The organism is Paratractidigestivibacter sp., assembly GCF_052362415.1.
Lineage (GTDB): Bacteria > Actinomycetota > Coriobacteriia > Coriobacteriales > Atopobiaceae > Paratractidigestivibacter.
The window spans coordinates 1-5,374 of the sequence record NZ_DAWEMK010000084.1; the positions used below are offsets into that span (position 1 = coordinate 1).

General features: G+C 66.7%; 5 protein-coding genes. 4 read left to right on the top strand and 1 reads right to left on the bottom strand.

The window, feature by feature from the left end:
- Positions 1 to 151 precede the first annotated feature (151 nt).
- Complete coding sequence (locus ACT84W_RS08120; RefSeq protein ID WP_444328839.1) at positions 152 to 2,008, bottom strand: acyltransferase family protein; 1,857 nt, start codon at positions 2,006 to 2,008, stop codon at positions 152 to 154.
- A gap of 168 nt (positions 2,009 to 2,176) precedes the next feature.
- Here ACT84W_RS08120 and ACT84W_RS08125 point away from each other — a divergent pair, with 168 nt between their 5' ends.
- From ACT84W_RS08125 to ACT84W_RS08140, 4 genes are all read left to right on the top strand, one after another.
- Entirely contained in the window at positions 2,177 to 4,153 is a 1,977-nt protein-coding gene (locus tag ACT84W_RS08125; protein ID WP_417576621.1) for an ABC-F family ATP-binding cassette domain-containing protein, read from the top strand.
- Positions 4,146 to 4,451: a hypothetical protein gene (locus ACT84W_RS08130; protein WP_432290548.1), complete on the top strand. Its 306-nt coding sequence runs from the start codon at positions 4,146 to 4,148 to the stop codon at positions 4,449 to 4,451. The genes ACT84W_RS08125 and ACT84W_RS08130 overlap by 8 nt, the downstream gene beginning before the upstream one ends.
- A 21-nt stretch (positions 4,452 to 4,472) precedes the next feature.
- Positions 4,473 to 5,168, top strand: coding sequence for a site-2 protease family protein (locus tag ACT84W_RS08135; RefSeq protein ID WP_432290547.1), 696 nt, complete (start codon positions 4,473 to 4,475; stop codon positions 5,166 to 5,168).
- The coding region (locus ACT84W_RS08140) for a segregation and condensation protein A (RefSeq protein ID WP_444328840.1) at positions 5,169 to 5,374 on the top strand (206 nt) is incomplete at its 3' end. It lies immediately after the preceding gene.

The window sequence follows — 5,374 nt, forward strand, 5'->3', positions numbered from 1 at the left end:
GTCAGGGGTTCGAACCCCCTATTCTCCACCATGATTGTTCGAGACCCTCCCAAATCGGGAGGGTCTCTTTTTTCAACCGTTTACACCCACGTCGCAGACGCCTGTGATCCGCACCAAGGAGGATCGCAGGCGTCTGTCACGGGATGATTGCCTAACGGCCTCTGATGTATCGGCGCAGCATCATGACGTAGGCCTGGGCGCCCTCGGGGCGTACGTGCTCCCCATCGTTCCAGAACCAGTCGTCGTGGCCTGCGCTCTCCGCGTTCCAGTCGATGACGCCCACGTTGTCGCGGCCCTGGGCCGCGGCCCAGATCGCCTCGTTGTTGGAGTCCTGCCACGGGTCGGGGCAGCGGCAGGTGACGATGTAGACCTTCTTCGAGGCATCCACGCAGTCGATGAGCTCCCTTACCTGGTCCTCGGTGACCCAGCCGTTGTCAGCGAGCGACCACACGACGACGTCGCCGTCGCGCCCGGCCTCCTGGCAGGCACGGTAGGCGTCCGGTCCCGCGGTGAGCTGACGCCCGATCTTCGCGTCCATGTACCCGTTCGGGAAGATCTCGTAGAACTCGCTGCTCGCGTCGTCGGGAACCGAGTCTCCGATGAGGATGACGCTCGCGTCGGTCGCGCCCGTCTGCGCATCGACCGAGAAGCTCGTGGAGTTGATCTGGTCGACGGCTGCCGCGAAGTCGGTCCCGGCGAAGTAAGTCCCCGAGAGGTCGTAGGTCTGGGACTTCGCCTCCTTGCGCGCCTGGGCCGCGGCGTCTGCGGCCGCCTTCTTCTCTTCCGCGCTGAGGGCCTCACTCTGCGGCCTCGAGTCCGCAGGGGCCGCCATCGGGACCGCGCACAGGACAGCGACGCACGCGAGGCTCACGGCCCCCGCGACCGCCACCGGCCTCGCCAGCCCCAGCACGGGCCCGCGCGAGCGCTCCACGAGGCGGTAGCTCGCCTCGGAGACCGCGAGGATGGCGACGACCTCGAGGACCCAGCCCCACCATGGCAGGGCGGTCGTCCTCGTCGCCGGGTTCATGAGGAGCAGCAGCGGGTAGTGCCACAGGTAGATCGAGAGGCTCCGCTTGCCGAGGGCTGCCAGGGGCCTCGCTCCGAGGGCGCGCGCGAGCAGCGTGGGCTCGGGCTCCGCGAGGACTGCGACGAGCACGGCCGTTGCCACCGCGGCGAGGAATATCCCTCCCCTGTAGGCAAACGCGTCCCTGCCGTTCATCCAGACGCACATGGCCAAAAGAACGGCGAGGCACGCGAGACCGAGCGCCCCCTCGGGCACCCTACGCCCATCGTCCTCGCCGGAGGCCTTCTTTGCCCGGGGCAGGACCGAGGCCGCGCGCGAGAGACCGCCTCCCATGGTCGCGATCGCGGTGAGCGCACCGAGCAGCAGCTCGAAGGCGCGGGTGTCGGTCCCGTAGTAGACTCGCGCTGTGTCCGCCGCGGGGTCGAAGAGCGCGCCCATGGCGATGGCGGAGGCGACCGCGAGAGCCGCGGTTCCCGCGCAGACCGCCTTCCTCGAGCAGCCGGCCCGCCATGTACCCATGACGAAGAGCGGCCATACGATCGTGAACTGCATGAAGACGCCGAGGTACCAGAAGTGGGTGAGCGGGGAGGGGAGCCCGGAGGCGGCGAAGTAGCTCACTTTGTTGACGATGTAGTGGATGTTGTCGAAGAACAGCAGCGCGGGCAGCGCGTCGCCGCGCGCCTTGGCAAGGAGCGCCGGCGCGAAGTAGAACGAGAGCAGCATCGTGGCCGCGACCACGACGAGCATCGACGGGAGCAGCCTGCGCACCCTCGAGACGATGAACCCCGGGTACGAGAAGCCCTTCTCGCTCGAGAGCCTGCGCGTGACGGACATCGTGGCGAGGTAGCCCGCCAGCACAAAGAAGACCGTGACTCCGATGAAGCCGCCAGGGAGGAGCGCCTGGTTCGCGTGGTAGGCGACCACCGCGACGATCGCGAGCCCCCTCAGTCCGTCGAAGGCATCGTTCCTGTGTTTGGATGGCATGGTATGACTCCGTGATTCCTCGGCTTTTGTCCAACCAAGATTGTAGCCTCGCGGCGGGACAACATTGTCCCCGCGGGCTTTGGGGAAGCTGTGGTTGAGCCGGCCGGCCAAAATCCATGCCCTATACTGGACAGGTTGAAACTACGTAGCACCCGAGGAGCTAAGCACTTGATCGCACTCGCAGACAAAGTATCCAAATCCTTCGGCGGCCGCGTGCTCTACACCGGCGCCACGCTGCAGCTCAACGCCGGTGAGCGTTGGGCGCTCGTCGGGCCCAACGGCTCCGGCAAGACGACCTTCTTAAAGATCTTCATGGGCCTGGAGTCCAGCGACGAGGGCACCATTAGCTTCGCCAAGGACACGACCGTGGGCTACCTGGAGCAGGAGTCCAAGCTCATGGGCGGCAAGTCGGCGCTCGCAGAGGTCGTCGACTCCGCGCACGAGGTCAAGACCTGGGAGCGCAAGGTCTCCGAGCTCGAGGCGAAGATCTCGACCACCACCGGCCCCGAGCTCGATCGCCTGCTCGAGGAGTACGGGCACGCCCAGGACCGCTTCGAGCGACTCGGCGGCTACGAGCTCGAGGCCCGCGCCCGCCAGATCCTCGCCGGCCTCGGCTTCCCGGTAGAGGACTTCGACAAACCCGCCGAGGACTTCTCCGGCGGCTGGCAGATGCGCATCAGCCTCTCGAAGCTCCTGCTGCGCCACCCCGACCTGCTCATGCTCGACGAGCCGACCAACCACCTCGACCTCGAGAGCGTCAAGTGGCTCGAGACCTTCCTGCAGGGCTACGACGGCGCGGTGCTCCTCGTCAGCCACGACCGCGCGTTCATGGACGCCTGCGTGAGCCACGTCGCCGCCGTCGAGAACCGCAGGATCACCACCTATACCGGCAACTACAGCTCCTACCTCAAGCAGCGCGAGGACAACCTCGAGCAGATGCGCGCCAAGCGCGCCGCGCAGGAGCGCGAGATCGCCCACATGCAGGTCTTCGTCGACAAGTTCCGCTACAAGCCGACCAAGGCCGCCCAGGCTCAGGAGCGCATGAAGAAGATCGAGCAGATAAAGAGCGAGCTCGTCATCCTCCCCGAGGGCAATAAACACATGAGCTTCAGCTTCCCCGAGCCTCCCCGCACGGGCGACATGGTCATCGGCCTTGAGGGAGTCTCGAAGTCCTTCGGCGACAACCACGTCTACGAGGGCGTCGACCTCAAGCTCTACCGCGGCGACCACGTGGCGCTCGTCGGCCCCAACGGCGCCGGCAAGTCCACGCTCATGAAGCTCATCAACGGCAAGCTCAAGCCCGACGCCGGCAAGGTCGAGCTCGGCCAGAACGTCACGATGGCCTACTACGCCCAGCACCAGCTCGAGGAGCTCAACGAGGCGAACACCGTCATGGCCGAGATGGACACCGTCGCCCGCGGCTGGACCTCCTCCGAGGAGCGCAGGCTGCTCGGCGCCTTCCTCTTTCACGGCGACGACGTCGAGAAGCGTGTGGGCGTCCTCTCCGGCGGCGAGCGCGCCCGCCTCGCCCTCGCGAAGATGCTCGTCGCGCCCGACCCGCTGATCCTGCTCGACGAGCCCACGAACCACCTCGACATCGACTCGGTCGACGTGCTCGAGCAGGCGCTCATCAAGTTCCCCGGCACCATCGTGCTCATCAGCCACGACGAGCACCTCGTCCGCGCCGTCGCGAACAAAGTCGTCGACGTCCGCGACCACAAGGTGACGCTCTACGACGGCGACTACGACTACTTCCTCTTCAAGCGCGCCGAGCTCGAGGCCGCGGCGGCCGGCGAGGCGCCCGCGCCTTCCGGCAAGCGCTCGCCCGAGCCCGTCGCCGAGGCCCCCTCGGGCCGCAACGTGAAGACCCGCGAGCAGCGCCGCGCGGAGGCCGAGGAGCGCAAGCGCCGCAACCAGGCGCTCAAGAAGGAGAAGAAGCGCCTGAAGGAGGTCGAGGCCGCCCTCACGCCTGCGCAGAAGCGCTACGACGAGCTCGTGGCCCTGATGGCCGACGAGTCGCTCTACAACGACTCCGCGAAGTTCGACGAGTGCATGAAGGAGTACAACGCGCTCGCGCGCAAGATCCCCGCGCTCGAGGAGGAGTGGATGGAGCTCTCCGAGAAGATCGAGTCCGCCGATGTCTAGCGCCTCGCACGACAACCCCGGCGGCGCCCTTCTGGGGGCCGTCGCGTTCGCCCTGCGGTTCGCCGGCTGGGCGGTCGTCGCGCTCGTGGTCGCCGATGTCTTCGCGTCGGGCCAGCTGAGGGCCGCTATCCTGCCGCTCAACTCGGCGCTCTCGGGGATTCTTCCCGATGCGCTCGACGGCGTCCTCGTGATCCAGACCCCGTTTGGCGGGGCCTTCCGCGGTGACTTCGCCGTCTTCGCGATACTCTTGTTCATCATCGATTGGGCGATCTGCAAGGTCGCCGCCTCGCTGCGCTGACGCCGCGAGAGGGGAGCACGCGTGTTCCAGACGTTTTCCATCGAGCAGCTGGCGAGCATCGCCGTCTCGGTCCTGCTCGTCATGTTCTCCGCCACGGTGCATGAGGTCGCCCATGGGTGGGCGGCGCTCAGGTGCGGCGACGCGACCGCAAAGGAGGCCGGTCGCCTCACGCTCGACCCGCGGGCGCACCTCGACGGCTTCGGCTCCGTCGCGCTCCCGCTGATCATGGCACTCATGGGAGGGCCGATGTTCGCCTTCGCGAAGCCCGTTCCGTACAACCCCAACCGGCTGCGCAACCCGCGTCGCGACGAGGTGATCGTCGCGCTCGCAGGGCCTGTGTCGAATCTTTTGCAGGCGCTTGTGGGCACCGCGCTGTTCGGCATGGTGTGGTCCTCGCGCGCTGCGATTCTCTCCGTGCTCGGCCAGGCGGGCCTCATGTGGGCCGTGCGCATCACCACGACCTACATCTACGTGAATCTCACCCTCGCGTTCTTCAACCTGATCCCGTTCCCGCCGCTCGACGGGTCCAAGGTCATCATGCCGCTGCTCCACGGTCGCGCGCGCGAGGAGTACTACCGCATCCAGGCCTATGCCATGCCGGTGCTCATCATCGCGCTCTATGTGCTTCCGAGCTTCCTCGGCGTCGACCCGGTGGGGGCCTTCCTGGACCTCACCGCCGGCAATCTCTATGACCTTTTGGTCCAGGCGGTGATGTAGGTGTCCTACAAGGTTCGCACCCAGGCGTTCTCCGGGCCGTTCGACCTGCTCCTGCAGCTCGTCACGAGGCAGAAGGTCACCATCGGCTCCATCTCCATCGCCGAGGTCGCGAACCAGTACCTCGAGGAGGTCGAGCGTATGCGCGACCTCGACCTGGACGTCGCGAGCGACTTCGTGCTCGTCGCCTCGACCTTGCTGGACATCAA